Raw genomic sequence first — 21,376 nt, forward strand, 5'->3', positions numbered from 1 at the left:
TCGCGGATGGTTCCGACAAACGGTTTAGCGGGGCGCGTGATTGCGGCGCGGAGCGTACCGCGATGCTGTTGCGGTTGTGGTTAGCAGAACACTAACGGCCGCGACGGGGAGCGTCGCGGCCGCTCGTGATCGCGGAATGGCGGCGCGGATCAGCGGCAGAAATGATGGCGCCCGTCATAGCCGAGGAAATAGCCGGTGTTCGGGTTGAAGCTGCGATACTTCGCCGAGCAGTAGCGGTACCAGGCCGGGCTCCACGGCGCCGGCTTGGCATAGTAGACCGGGGAGGGATCGTAGTAAGGCCGCGGGGCGTAGTAGGGGCGCGGGGCGTAGTAAGGGCGCGGGGCGTAGTAGCGGGGCGTGCTCAGCGTCGAGCCGACGACCGCGCCGGCGGCGAAGCCGAACAGGCCTGCCGCGGCGGCGGCGCCGTGGTTGTGGCGATAGCCGCCGGCGTTGGCGGCGGCGGGCAGGGCGGCCGCCCCCAGCGCGAGGACGAGGCCGGCGGCGGCGGTGGTTTTCAGATACCGGTTCATGACATGTCTCCTGTCACATCCGAGATGTCGGATCTCGGGGCGGGGCGCCGGCCTTCCGCGTCGTGCGGCGGGCCTCGAAACGCATCCGTTCCGTTGCAGGAGGTTTGACAGGCCGCGCCTGAACCGCACCTGAACGCGCGAGCAGGGGTATCGTTCAGGAAAACACGGGGACGACCGCGATGGACCCGTCGGGCGGTGTCTAGTGGCCCTTCTTGCGGAACGTCCGGGTGCCCGGTTTCCCGCCGGACGAGCGGCCCTTTGCGCTCGTGCCAAGGGGAGCTGGCGCCTGTTTCGGCGTCCAACCCTCCGGCGTCAGCGGCTCGGGGAGGTCCTTCATGCCCATCTCGTCCAGCGTGTGCTTGCGCACGCGCTCTGACGGCGCGAGTGCTGATTCTTGCTTCCCTGTCAGGCCTTCGGCCTTCCCCGCCTCTTGTCGCGTCCCGGTCGCGCCTTCGCCGCTCTTCGCCGCTTGTCGCTTCCCGGTCGCGCCGGAGCCTGAGCTGGCGGCTCTCCGCGCCTCTTGTGCCTTCTTCGTCTTCTTGCCCTTTGGCGAGGCGTCGGCGTCGGGATAGGCCATCGGATCCTCCGCCGCGGCCAGTTCCGCCTGTTCCAGCCGCTTGATCTCGTCGCGCAGGCGGGCGGCCTCCTCGAATTCGAGGTCGGCGGCGGCCTCGCGCATCTTCTTCGACAGGTCCTCGATAACGGCGCGCAGGTTGTGGCCATAGGTGGCGCCGGCCTCGGCGAGGCCGGAATCGACGGTGACGTGGTCCTGCTCGTAGACCGAGCCGAGGATGTCGGCGATGTTCTTCTTCACCGATTCCGGCGTGATGCCGTTCTCGGTGTTCCACGCCACCTGCTTCTCGCGGCGGCGCGTGGTCTCGGCCATCGCCCGCTCCATCGAGCCGGTGATCCTGTCGGCGTAGAGGATCACCTTGCCGTCGACGTTGCGCGCGGCGCGGCCGATGGTCTGGACCAGCGAGGTCTCCGAGCGCAGGAAGCCTTCCTTGTCGGCGTCGAGGATCGCGACGAAGGCGCATTCGGGGATGTCGAGACCCTCGCGCAGCAGGTTGATGCCGATGAGCACGTCGAAGGTGCCGAGGCGCAGGTCGCGGATGATCTCGATGCGCTCCAGCGTGTCGATGTCGGAGTGCATGTAGCGCACGCGCACGCCCTGCTCGTGCAGATACTCGGTCAGGTCCTCCGCCATGCGCTTGGTGAGCACCGTCACCAGCGAACGGTAGCCTCTCGCGGCGACCTGCTTGACCTCGTCGAGCAGGTCGTCGACCTGCGAGGTCGCCGGACGCACCTCGACGGGCGGATCGACCAGGCCGGTCGGGCGGATGACCTGCTCGGCGAAGACGCCGCCGGTCTGGTTCATTTCCCAGCCGCCCGGCGTCGCCGAGACGCAGACGGTCTGCGGGCGCATGGCGTCCCATTCCTCGAACCGGAGCGGCCGGTTGTCCATGCAGGAGGGCAGGCGGAAGCCGTATTCGGCGAGCGTCGCCTTGCGCCGGAAGTCGCCGCGATACATGCCGCCGATCTGCGGGACGGTGACGTGGCTCTCGTCGACGAAGACCAGGGCGTCGTCGGGCAGGTACTCGAACAGGGTCGGGGGCGGTTCCCCCGGGGCGCGGCCGGTCAGATAGCGGGAATAGTTCTCGATGCCGGCGCAGGAGCCGGTCGCCTCCAGCATCTCCAGATCGAACACCGTGCGCTGTTCCAGGCGCTGCGCCTCGAGCAGGCGCCCCGCGCGATTCAGCTCGTCGAGACGGAGCTTCAGCTCCGCCTTGATGCCCTTGATCGCCTGCTGCAGCGTCGGCCGCGGCGTCACGTAGTGCGAGTTGGCGTAGAGCTTGATCGACTTGAAGGCGTCGGTCTTCTGGCCCGTCAGCGGGTCGAACTCGGTCAGTTCCTCGACCTCGTCGCCGAACAGGGAGATGCGCCAGGCCCGGTCCTCCAGATGCGCCGGCCAGACCTCGACCGTGTCGCCGCGGACGCGGAAGGCGCCGCGCTGGAAGCCATGATCGTTGCGGCGGTAGTGCAGGGCGACGAGATCGGCGAGGAGCTGGCGCTGGTCGATGCGCTCGCCGAGCTTCAGCATGAAGGTCATCGCCGTGTAGGTCTCGACCGAGCCGATACCGTAGATGCACGACACCGAGGCGATGATCACCACATCGTCGCGCTCCAGCAGGGCGCGCGTGGCGGCGTGGCGCATGCGGTCGATCTGTTCGTTGATCGACGATTCCTTCTCGATATAGGTGTCGGAGCGCGGAACGTAGGCCTCCGGCTGGTAGTAGTCGTAGTAGGAGACGAAATACTCGACCGCGTTGTCCGGGAAGAAGCTCCTGAACTCGCCGTAGAGCTGCGCCGCCAGGGTCTTGTTCGGCGCCAGGATCAGCGCCGGGCGCTGGGTGCGCTCGATCACGTGCGCCATGGTGAAGGTCTTGCCCGAACCGGTGACGCCGAGCAGCACCTGGGTGTCCTCGTGCGCCTTTACGCCCTCGACAAGCTCGGCGATCGCGGTCGGCTGGTCGCCGCGCGGCTCGTAGTCCGAGACGATCTTAAGGGCGACGCCGCCTTCCGACTTCTCCGGCCGTGGCGGGCGGTGCGGCACCCAGTCCGGCGCGTTGTCGGGCACGTAGAATGGCCGGCCGCGCTCCAGGAGCGCCGTCAGGTTGTCGCGCGCCTCGCGCGCGGCCATCGAGACTTCCAGGTCGTCCGTCACCGGCGCCTGCGACGCCGGCGCGATGCCGGAGCCCGGCTCCATCAGGTCGATGCCCTCGGTGCCCTCGATGCGCGGCGCACGGGCGGGGCGGGAGGCCTTGGAATTCGGAGTCCTGGGGGGCTTCTGTTGTTTCCCGGTCCGGCCTTCGGCCGTCCTCGCCTCTTGCTGCGTCCCGGTCAGGGCTTCGGCATGCCACGGTACTTGGGAGTCGAAGGACGCCTGCGGCGCTTCGTCGAAGCCCGCCCGGTCGGATGTCTTGCGCTTGGCCATGGCCGCAATATGGGCCGAGTCAGCCGCAAAGGCGAGGGGGGCGCGGGTGTCCGTGGGTAGTCTGCTGACAGCAGGGTGTCAGGTAGCCGCCCATATCGGTCCGCGTCGCCGGTCGGCGATGCGCTGCGTCAGGGGGAATGTAAAGGGGGAAAGAAAAAGGGACCGTCCGGGGGTACCGGACGGCCCAAGTCTAGGGAGGAAACGCCCAAGGAGGGCTGCAGCACCGGAATCCGATGCTGCGATGCAACATATAGGGTGGGGGGGAGCCGGCCACAAGCCCATTTAATCGCCATTTGGTGCCGGACGTTTCATCGGCTGTGGAAATTTCGACGGCAGTGGCGGCTTTTTCCGGTATCAGCCCTCTGACACGCGGGTGGCGAACAGGGCGATGGCGCGCTGGTAGTTCTGCGATTTGTTCCATTGCCGCAGCACCGCGAAGTTGGCGCTGCCTTCGGTCCACGGCTGACCGCGCCGCCAGCCATAGGCTTTCAGATAGTTGGCGGTCGAGGCGAGCACATCCGGCACGCTGCGGATGAGGTCGCGGCGGCCGTTGCCGTCGAAGTCGACGGCGAAGCGGACATAGTTGGAGGCAAGAAACTGGGTCTGGCCGAGTTCCCCGGCCCAGGCGCCGCGCATCTGGTCGGACGTCATGTCGCCGCGATCGATGATGCGCAGGGCCGACAGGAGCTCGTTTTGGAACATCTCGGTGCGGCGGCAGTCGTGGGCGAGCGTCGCCAGCGATCGCACCGAGGACATGTTGCCGAGCACGGCGCCGTAATCGGTCTCCATGCCCCATATGGCGACGATCACCGGACCCGGTACGCCATAGCGCTGTTCGACCGCCGCGAACAGATTGGCGTATTTCCTGAGCATCGCCTTGCCCTTGTTCACGCGACCGGCGGTGACGCGCTTGCGGGCGAATTCCTCGAAACTGACCCTGAAGTGTTGCTGGTTGCGGTCGAGCGACAGGACGCGCTTGTCCTCGGTAACGCCGTCCAGGGCGGCGAGCGCCCGCGGGGAAACGCCAAGCCGCGCGGCCTCACCCTTGAACTGGGCGATGAAGCCGCTGAAGCCGTTCGGCGGCTGGCACTGTGCCGCCCGGGCGGGAGCAGCGGCCAGGAGCGAGAGGGCGGCGGGTATTGCGGCCAGCGTGACGAAAAGGCGTCGCATGCTCGGGCTCTCCGATCCACGTTCTCCTGTCGACTTTGTAGCATCGCGGGGCGACGAGACCAACGGGCTGCGGTCCGTCGGCAGGGGCCTGCCAGGGGCGACTCTCGGAGAGACTCAGGGCTTCGCCGTCACGGGGCGCCCGGACCCGTGCGAGGGGGCTGGGGCGATCCGTTAACGCCGGAATCGGACGTTTTACCCATGGTTAACTGTTGCCTGTTCGCAACTGCGAATACGAATCGACGCGGTCGGCACCAGATTCACCTCCGATTCACCAGGGCTGCCCCAATTTCGCCCGCGTGTGGGCACAGTTGAAGTGCTCTTCACGGAAACCAAAGCGTTTCCCGCCCGTTGTGAGCCGAGTGGGTTCCTTTGAGAGCGAAATGAAAAGGACATGAGTGAAATGTTGAACCAGCGTGCTCTTTCTTTTGTTGGTGCGGTTTCGCTGGCTGCGCTGGCGCCGATGGCCGCCCAGGCCGCCGACATGCCGCAGTACACCCCGCCGCCGGTCGTCACGGCGGTGCCGACCTGGGACTGGACCGGCTTCTATGCGGGTCTGAACGCCGGCTACGGCTGGAGCTCGGGCGATGACGTCAACGTCAGCGTGGTCGATCCGGGCGGCGCCTTCTTCGGTCCCTGCCTCACGGCCGGCGCGTGCCCGAATGGCATGAGCTACAGCCGCGACGGCTTCGTCGGCGGTGCGCAGGCCGGCTACAACTGGCAGATCGACCAGTTCGTCGTCGGTTTCGAAGCCGATATCGAGTATTCCGACATGAACGGTGGCGGCACGGTCACCACCGCGGTGGCGCCGTTCGCGAACGGTCGCTTCACCTCGACGTCCGACATCAACTGGCTCGCCACCCTGCGCGGCCGCGCCGGTCTGGCGATCGACCGGACGCTGCTCTACGTCACGGGCGGTCTGGCCGTTGGTGGCGTCGAGGACTCGTTCCGTTGGGGCTTCCCGGGCGTTCCGCAGGTCTATAACGGCAGCAACAGCGACACCGAGTGGGGCTGGACCGTCGGCGGTGGTCTCGACTACGCCATCACGGACAATATCGTCCTGGGTGCCGAAGTGCTGTACTTCGACCTGGGCAGCACGACCGTGACCGGTGTCGCGGCCGCGCCGTTCGTGCCGCCGGCCGGTACGTCGATGGCGGTCGACTACGACCACAACGGCGTCATCGCCCGGGCTCGCCTGAGCTACAAGTTCTAAGGGCTTTAGGCGGACATCCGCCGACCTTCGAATTGGACAACGGCGGCTCCTCGCGGAGCCGCCGTTTTCTTTTGCATGACTGCGCGAAACGCGCATGAAAAACGGCGGCCCGGAAGGGGCCGCCGCGCAATTTCACAAGTCGATGTTTCGACGCGGTGCCGTCAGCGCGCGCTGAGCGGCCGGCTCGGTCCGCTGCCCCTGCCGCCGCGCGGCGCGCCGAAGCTGCCGCCGTATCCCCGCCAGGACGGCGTCACGCCGCCCCTCGGCGGCACCCGGTAGCGATAGCCGGGATATCCCGGATAGCGGTAGCGCGGATAGGCATAGCCACCGCGATAGTACGGATAGCCGTAGCCGTAGTAGTAGCCCGAGGAATCGGCGATCGCCGCGCCGAGGATCGCGATGCCGAGCATCGCCCCGATCGCCGGCAGCGGGCTCGGCTCGGCATAGCCGGGCGCAACCGCCTGGAGATAGCGGCCGGACACCCAGCCGCGATAGCGGCCCCACTGGGTATCGCACCAGCCGTAGCCGCCGGTGCAGCCGTAGATGGTGACGGGCGCGCCGACGGGGACCGTGGCTATGCGGGGGCACTTGGTGCTGCCGCAGGTGCGCATGTTGACGTTGCCGACGGCATAGGCGCTGACGGCGGCGTTCGCTGCGCCGGGCAGCGATACCAGCGCTGTCAGTCCGGCCGTGGCGACCAGAGTGCGGGAAATCCAGTTCATCCGACCCTCCTTCCATTGGGATCGATTGTGAGAGACATCATAGGGCCGCTCGGTACCACAAAGTTTGGCCGGCATCATGGCCGGGCAATAGACCGGGCAGCCTGACTCCCCTCCATTGGAGCGCCGGGAGTCTGAACCTTACATGAACATGCGAACGGTCGCGCTTTCGTTCAAGGCGTCGGCCAAGGCGTCGGCTCATTCCGCCGCCTGCGAGGCGGCGCCCCCGTTTCCGTCCTCTCTGTCTTCGTTCTCTCGGCCTTCGTCTTCTCTGTCTTCGTTGTCTCGGCGGCCGAGGAAGCCGCCCGACTGGCGCCGCCAGAGGCGGGCATAGTGGCCGTCGAGCGCCAGCAACTCCTCATGCGTGCCGCTTTCGACGATGCGGCCGCGGTCGAGCACCACCAGCCGGTCCATGCGGTGGATGGTCGACAGGCGGTGCGCGATGGCGATCACGGTCTTGTCCGTCATCAACGTGTCGAGGCTGGACTGGATCGCTGCCTCGATCTCGGAATCCAGGGCCGAGGTTGCTTCGTCGAGCACCAGGATCGGCGCGTCGCGCAGGATCACCCGGGCGATGGCGATGCGCTGGCGCTGGCCGCCGGACAGCTTCACGCCGCGCTCGCCGACATGGGCGTCGTAGCCCCGACGTCCCTTCCAGTCGACGAGGTCCTTGATGAACCCGTCGGCATGGGCGAGCCGGGCCGCCGCGCGGATCTCGTCGTCGCTCGCCTCCGGCCGGCCATAGCCGATGTTGTCGCGGACGGACCGGTGCAGCAGCGAGGTGTCCTGGGTCACCACCGATATGGCGGCGCGCAGCGATTCCTGGGTCACGGCGGAGATGTCCTGGTCGTCGATGCGGATGCGGCCCTGTTCCACGTCAAAGAACCGCAGCAGGAGGTTGACTAGCGTCGACTTGCCGGCGCCGGAGCGGCCGACCAGACCGATCTTCTCGCCGGGGCGCACATGCAGCGACAGGTTCTCGATGACGCCGCTGTCGCGGCCATAGCCGAAACTCACGTCGTCGAAACGGATGTCTCCGTCGGTGACGACGAGGTCGGTCGCGTCGAGCCGGTCTGTCAGCTCGATCGGCCGGGCGATCGTCTGCATGCCTTCCTGTACGACGCCGATCTGTTCGAAGATCGACGTGACCTGGAAGGCGATCCAGCGCGACATGTTGGTGAGCTGGAAGGTCAGCGGCAGCGCCATCGCGATGGCGCCGACCTCGATCGCGCCGGCGGTCCACAGCCAGAGCGACAGCCCGCCGGCGCCGGCGATCAGTGCGGCGTTCAACAGCGCCAGCATGGCGGCGAAGATGGTGATTAGGCGCAGTTGATCGGCGACGCGGTCGGTATGGTGGTCGACGCCTTCGCGCACGAACGCGTCCTCGTCGTGCGGGCGCGCGAACAGCTTGACCGTGAGGATGTTGGTGTAGCTGTCGACGATGCGCCCCATCAGGGCGGAGCGGGCTTCCGACATGCGCCGCGAGCGCAGGCGCAGGCGCGGCACGAAGAGCACCAGCAGCGCGACATAGCCGATGCACCACAGGATCACCGGCAGCGCGAGCCAGAGGTCGGCGGCGGCGAGCATCGCGATCGCGGTGATGCCGTAGACGACGATATACCAGACCGCGGTTATCGCCTGGGTCAGGCTCTCGCGCAGCGCGAAACCGGTCTGCATCACCCGGTTGGAGATGCGTCCGGCGAAGTCGTTCTGGAAAAAGCCCCAGCTCTGCCGCGCCACGTGCCAATGGCTCTGCCAGCGCACCAGGCTGGAGAACGGTCCGTTGAGTGCCTGATTGGCGATGATCGAGCGTGCGAAGGTGGTGGCCGGGCGCGCGATCAGGATGGCGCCGAAGACAAGCAGCATCGACCACGACTCGGCGAGAAACCGGTCCGCGGGAATGGTGGTCACCAGGCCGACGAGTTGTCCGATGATCCACGGGACGGCCGCATCGGAGAGCGCAAGCGCGATTTCGGCGAGGAGCAGGAGGGCGAGCAAGCCTTTCGCCTGGCGGGCGAAATGCCAGTAGAACCCCAAGAGCCCGGCCGGCGGCTCGGGGCGTTCGGGCACGTCCGTCGGCTTCAACCGCGATTCGAAATAGCGAAACATCCGTTCAGGCTCGCACGACCTTGCCGTCGCGGCCAATCCGTGCCGGGACCGGTGGTCATATAGGGCGCTCGGACGGCGAGGGCCGGGAAACGGCGAACCCGCCGTCGGGACTCCTTGTCAGGTCACGGAAATTTCGTTTGGGTCACCACCGAACCGCCATATTGCGGCGGCACCGTCGTGTCGGCTTGGAACGACGCGGCGACGCGCAAACCGGAGAGGTCCCGGTGCTCATGCCCGGTCGAGAGATCGTGATCTTTATCTTCCTGCTGGTCGCGGCGGCGGCGGCCTATGCCGCCCTGGCGGGCGGCGCCGGTCCCTAGCAACCATACCTAGCCAGGCTCAGTGATACGGGCTCAGCGATAGCTCGCGACGCCCTTCCTGGTCTCGTTCATCCGACGGGCGGCATCGGCGGCGTTGCTCTGACCGGCCGCGATCCCCATGGTGTCGCCGTTGTAGGTCCGCGTCGGCGAGCTGAACATCGGTACACGCGTGCAACTCTTGCCGCGGGCGCTGCATTCGGTGTGATAGGCCATGACCGACATGATCTCGGCGCCGACGTTGGTGTAGCCGAAATTGTAGTCGGAACTCGGCGGATTCGGCCGGTCTTCCCCGTTGACGAGCTGATAGCGGTCGTGCTCCAGGCCGCTGTTGTGGCCGATCTCATGGGTGACCGAATGGTTGGTCACGCAACCGTGCGCGGTCACCGTGAAACCGCGATTCGCGGTCGATTTCGACGGCGTCTCGATGTACCAGCCGAGGCCGCAGTAGCGCTTGCTGTCCTTGCGCAGCAGTGCGACCAGATCGGCCTTCTTGCGATTCCGCAGCTTTCTGATTCTGGCGAACGGTCCCTTGCCGCCGGTCAACTTTTTGAGATCTTTCAAGAAGCCCCGTTCCTGATAGCGCCTCACCAACGCGGTCGCGGCTAGCCGGTAGCTGATCTTAACCCCGGCGTTGTCGGCGGCGAGATTGGCGTTGGCGATTGCCAGCTTCGCATCCTGAACGATGTGGCCGGATTGCGCCCGGGCGTTCTTGGTATAGGGGATGAGCACCCGGATCCGTGTCTTCGCTTCCTCGTTGCCGCTCGATTCCGGGGCGGCGGAGGGTTGTCTCGGTGCCGGTGCGGGAATGGATTCTTCCGGCGGGAAGCTGCCCGGATCGATCTCGCTGACGCGGTGCACCGCACCGGAAACCGGCGAGATCCTGAACACCCGCGTTCCGATCTGGACCTGGCCGGTGATCTGATCGTCGGAGACGATCAGCAACGCGTAGCCGCTGTCGCCGCGGATCGTGCCGGTCCAGACGAAACCGCCAAGATCGGCCTTCTTCAGGGAAATCCGGTCGAGCGTCACGGACAGATCGGGAAATAACGCGATATCGACGCTGGCCTCGGCGGGGGCGAGGGCGATGCGATTGCGGGCCCTGTCGACGCCCCGTGGCGCGACGTTGCTCTCCATGTAACCGTAGTCGAGCCGCACGAGCCGGTCGCGCGATGCAAACGGGGAGGGCGGCGGCCCTTTCACCGAAGCCGCTTCGGTCGCGGGCACGGCCTCCACGAGGCCCGCCGCGACGGCGCCACCGGAGCCCAGCGCGACGGTAGCGGTGGCGATAGCGACGATCGCCAGTCGGCGGACCCGCATGCGGGTGGCGGTGTTTGCCATCGGGTAGCCCCTCAGTCTTGGCCTGACCATGGGCGCGAACTCCCGGGGCCGGCGAGTCGAATCGATCTGCTTCGGTCTATCGAAACGGTATTAACGGACGTTGGCGCTACGCCACTCAAACTTTAGACGTAGCCGGGCGGACGTCGGGGATGGCCTGCCGAACGGCGATAGGAAAGGCGCCCGACACGCGGTGCCGGGCGCCCGGAAAGTCGTTTCGCTCACGCGAGCGCGCCGGTCACTGCACGAAGGTCAGTTCGATCGACGACATGCCCGCGGCGATGTTGAGGCCCTCCTGCGCCTGCACCGACAGCGGCTGCAGTACGATCGCCTTGTTCGAGCCGCCGATCAGGGCGTTGGCGCCCACACCGACGCCGACGGTGGCTTCGGCGGAGAGGCCGCCATAGCCGCCGGCCAGCGCGCCGGGAGCAACGCCGGAGGCCGGGCCAAGCACGCCCCAGACGATCACCGTCTCGCCGGTGGTGCCGATATCGAGGCCGAACTTGCGGACGACGCCGCTATAGGTCTCGACACCGCCACCGGCCCGCTCGAACTGGCAGGTCAGGTTCTTGGTCGAGCCGACGATGAAGCCGGTCCCGCCGGCAACGTCGCATTTCAGGACGCCGGCCTCGACGCGGTCCTGGGCGGCGGCGGGGCCGGTCAGAACGGCGGTGAGGGCCGCGGCGGCGGCGACTGCTGCAACTCGGCGCATGGTGATCTCCTTGTTCATTTTCATACGGGGGACTTCGCTGTCCCCCGCCCACAACGCCGGACTATGGGCATCGGTTCCGGCAATTCCGTGACAATAACGCGTGCAATCCTCACGGCCTTCCTTGCGATCGGTCAACGAATTGCCTGGATCGCAGGCCGCGCACCGGTTCGGTCAATCCTGTTGCCAGTCCGGCAGCGTCCGTTCGGCTTCGGCCGCGATCGGGGCGCCGGAATCGCGTTCGCGCACGGCCTGCTTGAAACCGACATCCTCCGCGCGGCGCTTCCACCAAACCCCTTCCGGCGAGTGGCGGGTGATGCCGTCGAACAGGGTCGCCATCTGCTGGGTGGTGCTAAGGCCCTGATTGTCGAGGGCGGAATTGATCATCAGCTTCGACATCATCAACTGGTTCTTCGGGACGCCGGCCATGCGGTTGGCCAGGGCGTCGACGGCCTCGTCCAGCCCCGCGTCCGGCACCGTATCGATGGCCAGGCCGTACTCGACTGCGGTGTGGCCGTCGATCAGATCACCGGTAAACAGCAGGCGCTTGGCGCGCTGGGCGCCGATGCGGAAAACCCAGAGACCGACTGACGGGCAGCCCCATACGCGGGCCGGCGGATAGCCGATCCTGGCTTCCTCGGCCATCACGATCAGGTCGCAGCAGGTGGCGATGTCGGAGCCGCCGGCGACCGCGTGGCCGCGGATCTTGGCGATCGTCGGCTTGTAGGAGCGGTGCAGGCTCATGAACGCCTGGGTGTTGGCGTACATGAACTTGAAGTCGAGCATCGGGTCCCAGGGCATGTCCTGGATGCCGGGATTGGTGCCGCCGGCCTCGGCAAAGTCCTGCAGGTCGTAGCCGGCGCAGAACGCGCGACCGGCGCCCTCGACGACGATCACGTGAACCGTGTCGTCGTCGTTCGCCCTCTTCACCGCGGCTTCGATCTCCTGCGGCATGTACCGGTCGATGGCATTCAGCCGCTCCGGACGGTCGAGCGTGATGGTCGCGACCCGTCCATTGGTCGCGTAGCGGATGGAACGATAGTCTGACATCAAAAGCCTCCCAGCCGGTATGCGCCCCCGAATGTTAGGCGGATATTCGCGTAAGGGTTGTAGATTGTATTCGCGTTAACGGGAAGTCTACAAATCACGCGAGAGCGCGCCTTTTTGTCCCACCGCGCGGGCCACTTCCCACCCCAAGCCCGAATGTCGTCCCGCCCGCTGGAGCATTCCGCACGGAATACGATGCGGCGGGCGGCTATGCTTCCTCGAGCCCGAACGCGTCCGCCAGAAGCGCGTAGGACCGCTTGCGCAGGGCATGGTCGAAGATGTTGGACGTCACCATCAGCTCGTCGACCTGGCAATGCGCCGCCAGCTCTTCCAGCCGCGCCTTCACGGTCGCGGGCGAGCCGACGGCGTGGCGGCCGCGATCGCGGCGCATCTGCTCGCGTTCGGTCGCGGTCAGGTCGAGGGCCAGCGCGTTCTCGGGGCTCGCCAGTGGCGCCCGCTCGCCGCGCATGATGCGGAACCAGGCGAGGTCCGCGGTGGCGGCGAGGAAATCGGCTTCCTCGTCGCTCGGCGCGCAGACCGCCGAGACGCCGAGGATCGCGTGCGGCCGGTCGAGCCAGACCGAGGGCTGGAACTTGTCGCGGTAGATCTTCATCGCCTGGTCGGCCGGATAGGAGGCGAAGTGATGGGCGAAGGCATAGCCCAGGCCCATGGCCGCGGCGAGATGGGCGCCGTAGTTCGACGAGCCGAGGATGGTGATCGGCGGCAACGTCACGTCGTCGGGCATCGCGCTCACCCGCCGGAACGGATGGCCTTCGGGAAAGCCGTCGGTGCCGAAGGCGATCAGCTCATGCAGGCGCTCGAGGAAATCGTCGGCCTCCGCGCCCTCCATGCGGCGCCTCAGCGCGGCCATGGTGAGCTGGTCGGTGCCCGGCGCCCGGCCGAGCCCCAGATCGATGCGGCCCGGAAACAGTGCCTCGAGCGTGCGGAAATTCTCGGCGACGGTGAGCGGGGCGTGGTTCGGCAGCATGATGCCGCCGGAGCCGACGCGGATGCGCGCCGTGGCGGCCGCCACCTGGCCAATCATGATCGCCGGCGACGTGGTCGCCACGTTGGCGAGGTTGTGATGCTCGGCGAGCCAGTAGCGGGCATAACCGAGACGATCGACGTGACGGGCCAGGTCGATCGAATTGCGCAGCGACTGCGACGGCGGGGCCGCAGTCGTCACCGGCGAGAGATCGAGGACCGAGAGGGCGAGGGGCATCATGGGCTTCCAGCGGACATTGCCCTTCGAAAACTGCGCAATCGGATGGCCGGGTCAAGCCCGGTAATGGCGGACTGTCGGTCAGCGCATTTGACGCAGCTCAAGGACTGCATGCTTTCTATATTCTAGCGTAACGACAGGTTGTAGCCGCGGTGCGGTGCGTTTGTCGCCGCCGGCGCGGTTTCGCGAGACCGAAACGGTGGAGGACGCCGATGAACAACACGTTGCTTGGAACCATCGCCGGGGCCTGGCGCCTCGCGGTCGATTACGTGCGGGATAAGCGGCAGGCCGCGCGGACGATGCGGGAGTTCAACGCGCTCGATCCGCACGAGGCCTCGCGCATCCTGGCGGAGACGGGCATGGATGCGTCGGATCTGAGGGATGCCGTGTCGCGCCCGTTCGCCTTCGAGGATCTGATGGCCAAAGGCATGGTATCGGTCGGCATCGATCCCGACGCGTTCGCCGCGCAGGACAGCGACTGGTTCCGCGACCTTCAGCGCAACTGCGCGATGTGCCGGCAGCGCGGACATTGCCGGCAGGTGATCGCGCATTCGGCGTTCGCCGAGCGGTTCCACGATTTCTGCCCGAATAGCGGAGATTTCGACCTGATCCTCGAGGCAGGTGCGCGTGGCTCGGCGGCGACGGAGCGTCCGGTCTATCTCAACTGAGCTTTCCGCGCCGCGAACCGATCATTGCCGGGTCAAGCCCGGCAATGACGAGTTTAAACGGCGTTCGCCTACCGCAGGCCGCCGCAGAAGCGCTGGATGCGGGTGCAGGCCTCCTCCAGCGCCTCCGTCGAGGTGGCGTAGGAGATGCGGAAGAACGGAGCGAGGCCGAAGGCCGTGCCCTGAACGACCGCGACGCCTTCCTCTTCCAGAAGCGCGGTGACGAAGTCCTCGTCGGTCTCGAGCCTGGTGCCGCCGGTCGAGGTCTTGCCGATGGTGCCGGCGCAGCTCGGATAGACGTAGAAGGCGCCTTCGGGCGTGGGGCAGGTGATGCCGCTCGCCTGGTTCAGCATCGAGACGACCAGATCGCGCCGGCCCTTGAAGACCTCGTTGTTGCGCGCGATGAAGTCCTGCGTGCCGTTCAGCGCTTCCACCGAGGCGTACTGCGAGATCGAGCAGGGGTTCGAGGTCGACTGCGACTGGATCGTGCCCATCGCCTTGATGAGGCTCGTCGGGCCCGCGCCGTAGCCGATGCGCCAGCCGGTCATCGCATAGGCCTTCGAGACACCGTTCACCGTAAGCGTGCGCTCGTAGAGGCCGGGCTCGACCTGGGCGATCGTGGTGAACTCGAAGTCGTCGTAGACCAGGTGCTCGTACATGTCGTCGGTCATCACCCAGACGTGCGGGTGCTTCATCAGCACGTCGGTGAGGGCCTTGAGCTCGGCGCGGGTGTAGGCGGCGCCCGACGGGTTCGACGGCGAGTTGAAGATCAGCCACTTGGTCTTTGGCGTGATCGCAGCCTCGAGCGTCTCCGGACTGATCTTGTAGCCGGTCATCGCCGGCCCCTCGATCGCGACGGGAACGCCGCCGAACAGGGCGACCATGTCCGGATAGCTCACCCAGTAGGGCGCCGGGATGATGACCTCGTCGCCCGGGTTCAGCGTCGCCATCAGCGCGTTGAACAGCACCTGCTTGCCGCCGGTGCCGACCGTGACCTGGTTGGTGGCGTAGTCGAGGCCGTTCTCGCGCTTGAACTTGGCGACGATCGCTTCCTTCAGCTCGGGGATGCCGTCGACGGCGGTGTATTTGGTCTTGCCCTCGCGGATCGCCTTGATCGCCGCTTCCTTGATGTTCTCCGGCGTGTCGAAGTCCGGCTCACCGGCGCCGAGGCCGATGACGTCGCGGCCGGCGGCTTTCAGCTCGCGGGCCTTGTTGGTGACGGCGATGGTTGCGGACGGCTTGATGCGGCCGAGTGTGTCGGCAAGGAAGGCCATGCCTGGTTCTCCCGGGATTTGCGTGGGGCAAAGGAAACGGCGCGGACCGTAGTTGCGCGATGGCACCGAGGCAAGGGACAAGTTGGTGCCACGGGTCGGTATCACGGTGCGCATCGCATCTGAATTCCGGCGGCCCCGCCGAATTCCGGCCGCCCCGTATGCTGCGGTGCATATTGCACGCGGTCCGTGATCTCGGCATTCTGAATTCGGAATTCCGAATTCGATAGGCTTCCGAGTAAGGATCAGGGCGTGCAGCAACTGTCGGCCGTGCCGAACCTCATCGATCAGGTTCACGAGAGCCTGGTGGACGCCATCGCCGCCGGCGCGCTGAAGCCCGGCGAACGGATCCGGCAGGAAGACCTCGCCGCGCGCCTCGGGGTCTCCCGTCAGCCCGTCAGCCACGCGCTGCAGCTGTTGAAACGGCAGGGACTGGTGAGCGAACAGGGGCGGCGCGGCCTGGCCATCGCGCCCGTCGAGCCGCAGCGCATCGCGGACCTTTACGAGGTGCGTGCCGCCCTCGACGAGTTATCGGCGCGGCGCGCGGCGAAGGTCGTTGCCGATGGCCTGGCCGATATCTCGACGCTGCAGGAGGCGCGAACGGCGCTGGAGAGCGGGCAGGCCCTGACCGACGAGGACGGGCGCGGGCGCTGGATCAACGCGGACGTGGCCTACCATTCGGCCCTTCACCGCCTGTCCGGCAACCAGGCTGCCCTCGACATCATTTCCGATCAGTGGCCGCACTTCAAACGGTGCATGGGGGCGGTTCTGAACGCGCCGGAGATCAGGCATCGGGTCTGGACCGAGCACGCCGGGATCCTCGCGGCGATCGAAGCCGGCGCGGTGGACGAGGCGGGACGCCTTGCACGGCGCCACACGGAGGCGGCCGGCGCCGATCTGGTGAACCGCCTCGAAATCGATTCGGACGCCGCCTGACCCGCAGCCGCGGGCGTCCCGGTCATTAAATCAACAAGGCTGCGCAGGAGGAGCAACGCCATGAAACTGACCGACCAGCAACTGCGCGACTTCGACGAAAGCGGATACCTGTTCCTGCCCGATTGTTTCTCCGAAGCGGAAGTCGCCGTACTGCGCGAGGAGGCCGAGAAGATCTACGCTCAGGACCGCGAAGAGGTCTGGCGCGAGACCACCGGGGCGCCGCGCACAGCCTTCGCGGCGCATACGTATAACGAAGCCTTCCGCCGCCTGGGCGCGCATCCGCGGCTGGTCGAGCCGGTGTCGCAGCTGTTCGGCGAACCGGTCTACATGCACCAGTTCAAGATCAATGCGAAGGCGCCGTTCGATGGCGAAGTCTGGCAGTGGCACCAGGACTACGGCACCTGGGCCCGCGACGACGGAATGCCGGAGCCGCGCGCCATGAACATCGCCGTTTTCCTCGACGAGGTGATGGCGATCAACGGGCCGCTCATGTTCATCCCGAAGAGCCACAAGGCGGGCGTGCTCGAAGCGGGACATGACCTCAAGACCACGTCCTATCCGCTCTGGACGCTGGACAATGAGACGGTGACGCGGCTCGCCGCGGAGGGCGGCATCGTCGCGCCGACCGGCAAGCCGGGCACCGTGCTGATGTTCCATGGCAATCTCGTTCACGCCAGTCCGCCGAACATCACGCCGTATCCGCGCAAGATCGTTTACCTGACGCTGTGCGCGGTCTCCAACCACATCACCAAGTTCACGCGGGCTCCGTGGATCGCCCATCGCGATTTCGCGCCGATCGAACCCCTGTCCGACGACTGTCTGCTGGAGTTGGCCCGCACGGGCATGGAGGCGGCCGAGTAGGCCGGCGGCGACCCGACCAGCGACGCGGCTCGGGCGCGACCGGGCCGCGTATCGCTGTTTGCACGTCCGACGTCGCGGCAACCCGACCTTTGCGCTGGGCCACCGGCCCGGCGCGCGCGGGGCATGTCTCGCTGCCCGCTATCCCCCGCCGGCTATGCGTCGTCTGCTCTGTGCCGCGGAATCGCCCCGAAATGGTCATGCAACCGAATCCGACCGGCAGGCGTTTGATCCTTATCGGCAGACCTGCGGAACGCCCATCGATCGCGCGGCTGGACTTCCCGCCGCCGCCAGCGTCCGCATCGCGCCAAAGGAGGTCGCAATGCCAGTTCTCACACCAGTACTTGCCGCAGGCGTCGCCCTGATGCTGTTCGCCGTTCCGTCGACCGCATCGGCGGAATCGCTCGAACATCGCCGCGGCTGGAACGGTCCCGCAAAGGCGTATCCCTATGCCGGTCGCCCCTATCACGGCGGCTATCGCAATCCCCGCGGCTATGGCCACTATCGGCCGTACTATTCACACGGGCGCTATCGGTACAACGACGGCGCGGCCGTGGCCGCGGGCGTTGCCGGCCTGGCGGTCGGCGCCATCCTTGGCGGGGCATTGGCGGCTCCTTCGCAGCCGGCCTACGTCTATGCCAATCCTGCCCCGTGGACACCGGCCTGGTACCGCTACTGCGAGAGCCGCTACCGCTCGTTCGATCCGCGGTCGGGTACTTTTCTCGGCTACGACGGCCGCCGGCATTTCTGCCGCTGATCGCGCCGGCACCTTGCCCGGGCACCGTCGCGGGGCGGCGGGTCGGGGCGCCGGATGCGCCGTGCCTCAGCGGACCTGTATGGGGCCTACCGTGCCCCGATGCGATAAGGAGTTGATCCGATGAAACGCAAGACGATCTACGCAGCAGCGATTGCGATGGGGCTCGGTCTGCCCGTACTCGCGCACGCGGAATCCTTCCAGGCCGATACCGAGGACACCGGTACGAGTTGGCGGGCGCTGAACAACCAAGTCTACACCCAGTACCGTTCCGGCTATCTCTATCCCGGCGGGGAAATCCCGAGCCTGGCCTATGACGGGCCCGGACAGGTTCCTGGCGGTGGTCCGGTCGTTGGCTACAGGCCCTATGTTGCGGCACCGGCCTATGGTCCGGGGCCCCGGGTCTACTACGCGCCCTATCCGCCGGGTTACTGACTGGACGCGGAGGCGCCGGCCCTTCGGCGCCGCATGAGTACGCCGATCAGCGGGGAGAGCCAGATCAGGACCGTCACGATCCCCAGGCCCGCGGCGATCGGGCGCTCGAAGAAGCCGAGGAACGAGCCGTCCGACTTGATCATGGAGGTGACGAAGGTCTCCTCCAGCATCGGCCCGATGACGATGCCGAGGATGCACGGCGCGATCGGGATGCGGTTCTCCTCCATGACGAAACCGAGGATGCCGAAGGCGAGCATCACGATGATGCCGTAGCTGGAATTGCTGGAGGCGAAGGCGCCGACAATGCAGAACGCGAGGATCACCGGCATCATGATGTTGCGCGGCACGAGCAGCAGCCGCTTGGCCAGCTTGATCGTGACCCAGCCGAGCGGAATCATCACCAGGTTGGCGAGCACGAAGATGATGAACACCGCGTAGATCGACTGCGGATTGAACAGGAACAGCGTCGGCCCGGGGTTGAGGCCCTTCACGTAGAGGACGCCGATCACGATCGCGGTGATGGTGTCGCCCGGAATGCCGAAGACGAGGGCGGGGATCCAGGCCGAGGCCAGCGCCGCGTTGTTCGCCGATGTGCTCTCGACGATGCCCTCGACGTGGCCCGTGCCGAACTTCTCGGGCGTGCGCGACATCTTGCGGCTCACCGCATAGGCCACCCAGGCGGCGATGTCGGCGCCGGCGCCGGGAAGCGCACCGATGGCGATGCCCAGCGCGTTGCCCCTGAGCTGCTGGCGCCAGTAGGTCCTGACCATCCCGCCCCAGTGCTTGAAGATGTTGCCGGTCGCCGTCTGCAGCCTGCCGATCGAGGGCACGCCGCTGGCGATGGACCGCAGCACCTCGGAGACGGCGAACAGGCCGATCATCGCCGGAATGAAATCGATGCCGGCGAGAAGGTCGGTGGAGCCGAAGGTGAAGCGCGGAACGCCGGCCGGGTTGTTCAGGCCGATCGTCGCGATCGCCAGGCCGATGAACAGGCTGATGAAGGCGCGCAGCGGCTGGGCGGAGCCGATGAACACGGCGCAGGTGAGGCCCAGAAGCGCCATCCAGAAATACTCGAAGGACGAGAACTTGAGCGCGACCTCGGCCAGCGCCGGCGCGGCGAAGATCAGAACGGCGGTGCCGGCAAGCCCGCCGAGCGCCGAGAACAGCAGGTTCGCGCCGAGCGCGGCCTCCGCCTCCCCGTTGCGCGTCATCGCGTAGGCTTCGTCGGTGTAGGCGGCGGACGCCGGGGTGCCGGGAATGCGCAGCAGCGTGCCGGGAATGTCGCCGGCGAAGATCGCCATCGCCGCGCAGGCGATGATCGCGCCGACCGCCGGCACCGGGTCCATGAAGAAGGTGAGGGGAACAAGCAGCGCGGTCGCCATCGTGGCCGTGAGGCCGGGAATGGCCCCGACCGTCAGGCCGAACAGGGCAGCGAGCAGCACCGTGGTGAACACCTGCCACTGAAGGACAAGCTCGAAGGCAGCGCCGATCGCGTTCACGAAGTCACGTCCTCACCAGGGAATGCGGGGAAACAGGCCGTTGGGCAGCGGCACGAGCAGCAGGCCGGCGAACACGCCGTGAATGACGATGGTGACGACGACCGCGAGCACGACCGCCGCCGGCCAGCGAACCCTCAGAAACAGGAGCAGGCCGAGCAGCATCGCCGCCATGACCGGGATGAACCCGATTATCGGGGCAAGCCAGATGTATCCGGTGATTGCGAGCACGGTCAGCGCGACGCCGACCACCGCGCGGAGGTCCAGCATCCACTCGGCCGCCTCGAGGTGTCGGCCGCTGGAGCGCAGCCCTTGCATCACGAGAAGCCCCCCGCAGCCGGCGAACCCTATGGCGATGGCGGTCGGAAAGATCGCCGCGCCATAGGTCTGGCCTGGTATGGCGGGAAACGTCTGGGAATACCCGGCGAGGGCTGCCCCGAAGGCAATCAGCACCCCGCCGAGCATCGTGTCGCTGATCCGCATGGGATCTCGCCTCAGGCGAAGGCGGTCACTTGGCGATGCCGACCGCCTTCATCACCGCGCCGAGGCTCGCGTCAGACTGTTTCATGAAAGCCTCGAAGTCGGCGCCGGACGCCCAACGGACGCCGAAGCCGCGATCTTTCATGAAGGTCTGGTAGTCATCCGAGTTGTAGACCTTCTCCAGCGCCGCGGAGAGCGTCTGCGTCACGTCGTCGGGCAGGCCCTTCGGGCCGACGATGCCGCGCCAGGCGCCGATCGTCCAATCCGACCCGATCGCCTCCTTCAGCGTCGGCACGTCGGGGAACAGCGCGGCGCGCTTGTCGGACATGATCGCCAGCGACTTCACGCGGCCGGCCTCGATCAGGGACCGCGCCTCGGGAAGCGAGCAGGGCACGATCGCGACGCCGCCGGCGACGAGATCCTGAAGGCCCGGGGCCGCACCCTGGCTCGGCACCCACGGCACCGAAGCGGGATCGATGTCGGCGCTGTTCAGCATGCCGGCGATCGCGAGATGCCAGATGCCGCCCTGGCCGGTGCCCGACGCCTTCAGGCTGCCCGGTTCGGCCTTGATCGCCGCGATCAGATCCTCGGCGGTGGCGTAGGGCGAATCCGCCGCCACCTGCAGGCCGGCCGGATCCTCGTTGACGAGCGCGATCGGCGTATAGGACTCGTAGGTCAGGTCGGTCAGTCCCTGCCAGTGCATCATGTTGATCTCGACGGTCGCGACGCCGATCGTGTAGCCGTCCGGCGCGGCCTCGGCGATTGCCGAATGGCCGACGACGCCGGACCCGCCCGTGCGGTTGACGACATTCACCGGCTGGCCGAGTTCCTTTTCGAGAATGGAGGCGATGATGCGACCGGTGGCATCGGTGCCGCCGCCCGCGCCCCACGGCACGATCAGAGTCAGAGGCCGATCCGGATATTGGGCGTTTGCGGGTCCCGCTACGGCAGTCAGGATCGAAATCGCAAACAACACCAACGCGCTACGAAGAGCCCGTCCAAGCATGTATTCCTCCCGAAGTTATTCTGTGTATACGTTTCGAAGTGTGCACGGAAAGGTGCGACCCGCGCAACCGGGATTGTGCGGTGGGAGGTAGTCCTGGTTCGCATACCGC

General features: G+C 66.8%; 19 protein-coding genes. 6 read left to right on the forward strand and 13 right to left on the reverse strand.

Annotation, left to right across the window (positions count from 1 at the left end; genetic code table 11):
• Window positions 1-149: 149 nt before the first annotated feature.
• The 3 genes from MUB46_RS23615 to MUB46_RS23625 all read right to left on the reverse strand — a co-directional run bounded on the left by MUB46_RS23615 (window position 150) and on the right by MUB46_RS23625 (window position 4,695).
• The gene (locus MUB46_RS23615; protein WP_261618437.1) at window positions 150-530 is read right to left on the reverse strand and encodes a BA14K family protein; all 381 of its coding nucleotides are present in this window, start codon (window positions 528-530) and stop codon (window positions 150-152) included.
• A 199-nt stretch (window positions 531-729) separates the two neighbouring features.
• On the reverse strand, window positions 730-3,525 hold the full coding sequence (gene uvrB, locus MUB46_RS23620; RefSeq protein ID WP_261618438.1) for an excinuclease ABC subunit UvrB: 2,796 nt from the start codon (window positions 3,523-3,525) through the stop codon (window positions 730-732).
• A 354-nt stretch (window positions 3,526-3,879) separates the two neighbouring features.
• Window positions 3,880-4,695, reverse strand: coding sequence for a lytic murein transglycosylase (locus MUB46_RS23625; protein WP_261618439.1), 816 nt, complete (start codon window positions 4,693-4,695; stop codon window positions 3,880-3,882).
• 391 nt (window positions 4,696-5,086) lie between these two features.
• Here MUB46_RS23625 and MUB46_RS23630 point away from each other — a divergent pair, with 391 nt between their 5' ends.
• On the forward strand, window positions 5,087-5,905 hold the full coding sequence (locus tag MUB46_RS23630) for an outer membrane protein (protein ID WP_261618440.1): 819 nt from the start codon (window positions 5,087-5,089) through the stop codon (window positions 5,903-5,905).
• A gap of 161 nt (window positions 5,906-6,066) precedes the next feature.
• Here MUB46_RS23630 and MUB46_RS23635 read toward each other — a convergent pair whose 3' ends face one another.
• The 6 genes from MUB46_RS23635 to MUB46_RS23660 all read right to left on the reverse strand — a co-directional run bounded on the left by MUB46_RS23635 (window position 6,067) and on the right by MUB46_RS23660 (window position 13,366).
• On the reverse strand, window positions 6,067-6,627 hold the full coding sequence (locus MUB46_RS23635) for an SH3 domain-containing protein (RefSeq protein ID WP_261618441.1): 561 nt from the start codon (window positions 6,625-6,627) through the stop codon (window positions 6,067-6,069).
• 195 nt (window positions 6,628-6,822) lie between these two features.
• Complete coding sequence (locus tag MUB46_RS23640; RefSeq protein ID WP_261618442.1) at window positions 6,823-8,733, reverse strand: ABC transporter ATP-binding protein; 1,911 nt, start codon at window positions 8,731-8,733, stop codon at window positions 6,823-6,825.
• A 353-nt stretch (window positions 8,734-9,086) separates the two neighbouring features.
• Window positions 9,087-10,391, reverse strand: a complete 1,305-nt coding sequence (locus MUB46_RS23645; protein WP_261618443.1) for a M12 family metallo-peptidase — start codon at window positions 10,389-10,391, stop codon at window positions 9,087-9,089.
• Window positions 10,392-10,626: 235 nt separating this feature from the next.
• Entirely contained in the window at window positions 10,627-11,100 is a 474-nt protein-coding gene (locus MUB46_RS23650) for a DUF992 domain-containing protein (protein WP_261618444.1), read from the reverse strand.
• A gap of 171 nt (window positions 11,101-11,271) precedes the next feature.
• Window positions 11,272-12,147: a crotonase/enoyl-CoA hydratase family protein gene (locus MUB46_RS23655; protein ID WP_261618445.1), complete on the reverse strand. Its 876-nt coding sequence runs from the start codon at window positions 12,145-12,147 to the stop codon at window positions 11,272-11,274.
• Between the two features lie 205 nt (window positions 12,148-12,352).
• A complete protein-coding gene (locus MUB46_RS23660) occupies window positions 12,353-13,366 on the reverse strand; it encodes an LLM class flavin-dependent oxidoreductase (protein ID WP_425256306.1) in 1,014 nt (337 codons plus the stop codon).
• 212 nt (window positions 13,367-13,578) lie between these two features.
• On the opposite strand from MUB46_RS23660, the gene MUB46_RS23665 reads away from it, so the two are divergent.
• On the forward strand, window positions 13,579-14,034 hold the full coding sequence (locus MUB46_RS23665; protein WP_261618447.1) for a hypothetical protein: 456 nt from the start codon (window positions 13,579-13,581) through the stop codon (window positions 14,032-14,034).
• A gap of 68 nt (window positions 14,035-14,102) precedes the next feature.
• On the opposite strand, the gene MUB46_RS23670 is transcribed toward MUB46_RS23665, so the two are convergent.
• Window positions 14,103-15,305, reverse strand: coding sequence for a pyridoxal phosphate-dependent aminotransferase (locus tag MUB46_RS23670; protein WP_261618448.1), 1,203 nt, complete (start codon window positions 15,303-15,305; stop codon window positions 14,103-14,105).
• A gap of 249 nt (window positions 15,306-15,554) precedes the next feature.
• Here MUB46_RS23670 and MUB46_RS23675 point away from each other — a divergent pair, with 249 nt between their 5' ends.
• The 4 genes from MUB46_RS23675 to MUB46_RS23690 all read left to right on the forward strand — a co-directional run bounded on the left by MUB46_RS23675 (window position 15,555) and on the right by MUB46_RS23690 (window position 18,285).
• Complete coding sequence (locus MUB46_RS23675) at window positions 15,555-16,238, forward strand: GntR family transcriptional regulator (RefSeq protein WP_261618449.1); 684 nt, start codon at window positions 15,555-15,557, stop codon at window positions 16,236-16,238.
• A gap of 60 nt (window positions 16,239-16,298) precedes the next feature.
• Window positions 16,299-17,099 carry a phytanoyl-CoA dioxygenase family protein gene (locus tag MUB46_RS23680; protein WP_261618450.1) on the forward strand — a complete coding sequence of 267 codons (801 nt, stop codon included), beginning with the start codon at window positions 16,299-16,301 and terminating at the stop codon, window positions 17,097-17,099.
• A gap of 319 nt (window positions 17,100-17,418) precedes the next feature.
• Window positions 17,419-17,853, forward strand: a complete 435-nt coding sequence (locus MUB46_RS23685) for a BA14K family protein (RefSeq protein WP_261618451.1) — start codon at window positions 17,419-17,421, stop codon at window positions 17,851-17,853.
• A 120-nt stretch (window positions 17,854-17,973) separates the two neighbouring features.
• Complete coding sequence (locus MUB46_RS23690; RefSeq protein ID WP_261618452.1) at window positions 17,974-18,285, forward strand: hypothetical protein; 312 nt, start codon at window positions 17,974-17,976, stop codon at window positions 18,283-18,285.
• Here MUB46_RS23690 and MUB46_RS23695 read toward each other — a convergent pair.
• Genes MUB46_RS23695 through MUB46_RS23705 form a run of 3 tightly spaced genes read right to left on the reverse strand, consistent with a single transcriptional unit; the run spans window position 18,279 to window position 21,267 of the window.
• Window positions 18,279-19,784 carry a tripartite tricarboxylate transporter permease gene (locus MUB46_RS23695; protein WP_261618453.1) on the reverse strand — a complete coding sequence of 502 codons (1,506 nt, stop codon included), beginning with the start codon at window positions 19,782-19,784 and terminating at the stop codon, window positions 18,279-18,281. The two genes, MUB46_RS23690 and MUB46_RS23695, sit on opposite strands and share 7 nt — an antisense overlap.
• Before the next feature lie 12 nt (window positions 19,785-19,796).
• Complete coding sequence (locus tag MUB46_RS23700; RefSeq protein ID WP_261618454.1) at window positions 19,797-20,264, reverse strand: tripartite tricarboxylate transporter TctB family protein; 468 nt, start codon at window positions 20,262-20,264, stop codon at window positions 19,797-19,799.
• 25 nt (window positions 20,265-20,289) lie between these two features.
• Window positions 20,290-21,267 (reverse strand): tripartite tricarboxylate transporter substrate binding protein, encoded by a 978-nt coding sequence (locus MUB46_RS23705; RefSeq protein ID WP_261618455.1) that lies wholly within the window; start codon window positions 21,265-21,267, stop codon window positions 20,290-20,292.
• Window positions 21,268-21,376: the final 109 nt, after the last annotated feature.

The sequence above is a fragment of the Microbaculum marinisediminis genome, assembly GCF_025397915.1.
Lineage (GTDB): Bacteria > Pseudomonadota > Alphaproteobacteria > Rhizobiales > Tepidamorphaceae > Microbaculum > Microbaculum marinisediminis.

What these genes read in the sequence shown, in the direction of transcription:
- MUB46_RS23685 (WP_261618451.1), top strand. Translation starts at nt 17,419, where the DNA reads ATGCCAGTTCTCACACCAGTACTTGCCGCAGGCGTCGCCCTGATGCTG.
- MUB46_RS23650 (WP_261618444.1), bottom strand. Translation starts at nt 11,100, where the DNA reads ATGCGCCGAGTTGCAGCAGTCGCCGCCGCCGCGGCCCTCACCGCCGTT.
- MUB46_RS23645 (WP_261618443.1), bottom strand. Translation starts at nt 10,391, where the DNA reads ATGGCAAACACCGCCACCCGCATGCGGGTCCGCCGACTGGCGATCGTC.
- MUB46_RS23700 (WP_261618454.1), bottom strand. Translation starts at nt 20,264, where the DNA reads ATGCGGATCAGCGACACGATGCTCGGCGGGGTGCTGATTGCCTTCGGG.
- MUB46_RS23615 (WP_261618437.1), bottom strand. Translation starts at nt 530, where the DNA reads ATGAACCGGTATCTGAAAACCACCGCCGCCGCCGGCCTCGTCCTCGCG.
- MUB46_RS23630 (WP_261618440.1), top strand. Translation starts at nt 5,087, where the DNA reads ATGAGTGAAATGTTGAACCAGCGTGCTCTTTCTTTTGTTGGTGCGGTT.
- uvrB (WP_261618438.1), bottom strand. Translation starts at nt 3,525, where the DNA reads ATGGCCAAGCGCAAGACATCCGACCGGGCGGGCTTCGACGAAGCGCCG.
- MUB46_RS23625 (WP_261618439.1), bottom strand. Translation starts at nt 4,695, where the DNA reads ATGCGACGCCTTTTCGTCACGCTGGCCGCAATACCCGCCGCCCTCTCG.
- MUB46_RS23640 (WP_261618442.1), bottom strand. Translation starts at nt 8,733, where the DNA reads ATGTTTCGCTATTTCGAATCGCGGTTGAAGCCGACGGACGTGCCCGAA.
- MUB46_RS23670 (WP_261618448.1), bottom strand. Translation starts at nt 15,305, where the DNA reads ATGGCCTTCCTTGCCGACACACTCGGCCGCATCAAGCCGTCCGCAACC.
- MUB46_RS23680 (WP_261618450.1), top strand. Translation starts at nt 16,299, where the DNA reads ATGAAACTGACCGACCAGCAACTGCGCGACTTCGACGAAAGCGGATAC.
- MUB46_RS23655 (WP_261618445.1), bottom strand. Translation starts at nt 12,147, where the DNA reads ATGTCAGACTATCGTTCCATCCGCTACGCGACCAATGGACGGGTCGCG.
- MUB46_RS23690 (WP_261618452.1), top strand. Translation starts at nt 17,974, where the DNA reads ATGAAACGCAAGACGATCTACGCAGCAGCGATTGCGATGGGGCTCGGT.
- MUB46_RS23665 (WP_261618447.1), top strand. Translation starts at nt 13,579, where the DNA reads ATGAACAACACGTTGCTTGGAACCATCGCCGGGGCCTGGCGCCTCGCG.
- MUB46_RS23635 (WP_261618441.1), bottom strand. Translation starts at nt 6,627, where the DNA reads ATGAACTGGATTTCCCGCACTCTGGTCGCCACGGCCGGACTGACAGCG.
- MUB46_RS23660 (WP_425256306.1), bottom strand. Translation starts at nt 13,366, where the DNA reads ATGCCCCTCGCCCTCTCGGTCCTCGATCTCTCGCCGGTGACGACTGCG.
- MUB46_RS23705 (WP_261618455.1), bottom strand. Translation starts at nt 21,267, where the DNA reads ATGCTTGGACGGGCTCTTCGTAGCGCGTTGGTGTTGTTTGCGATTTCG.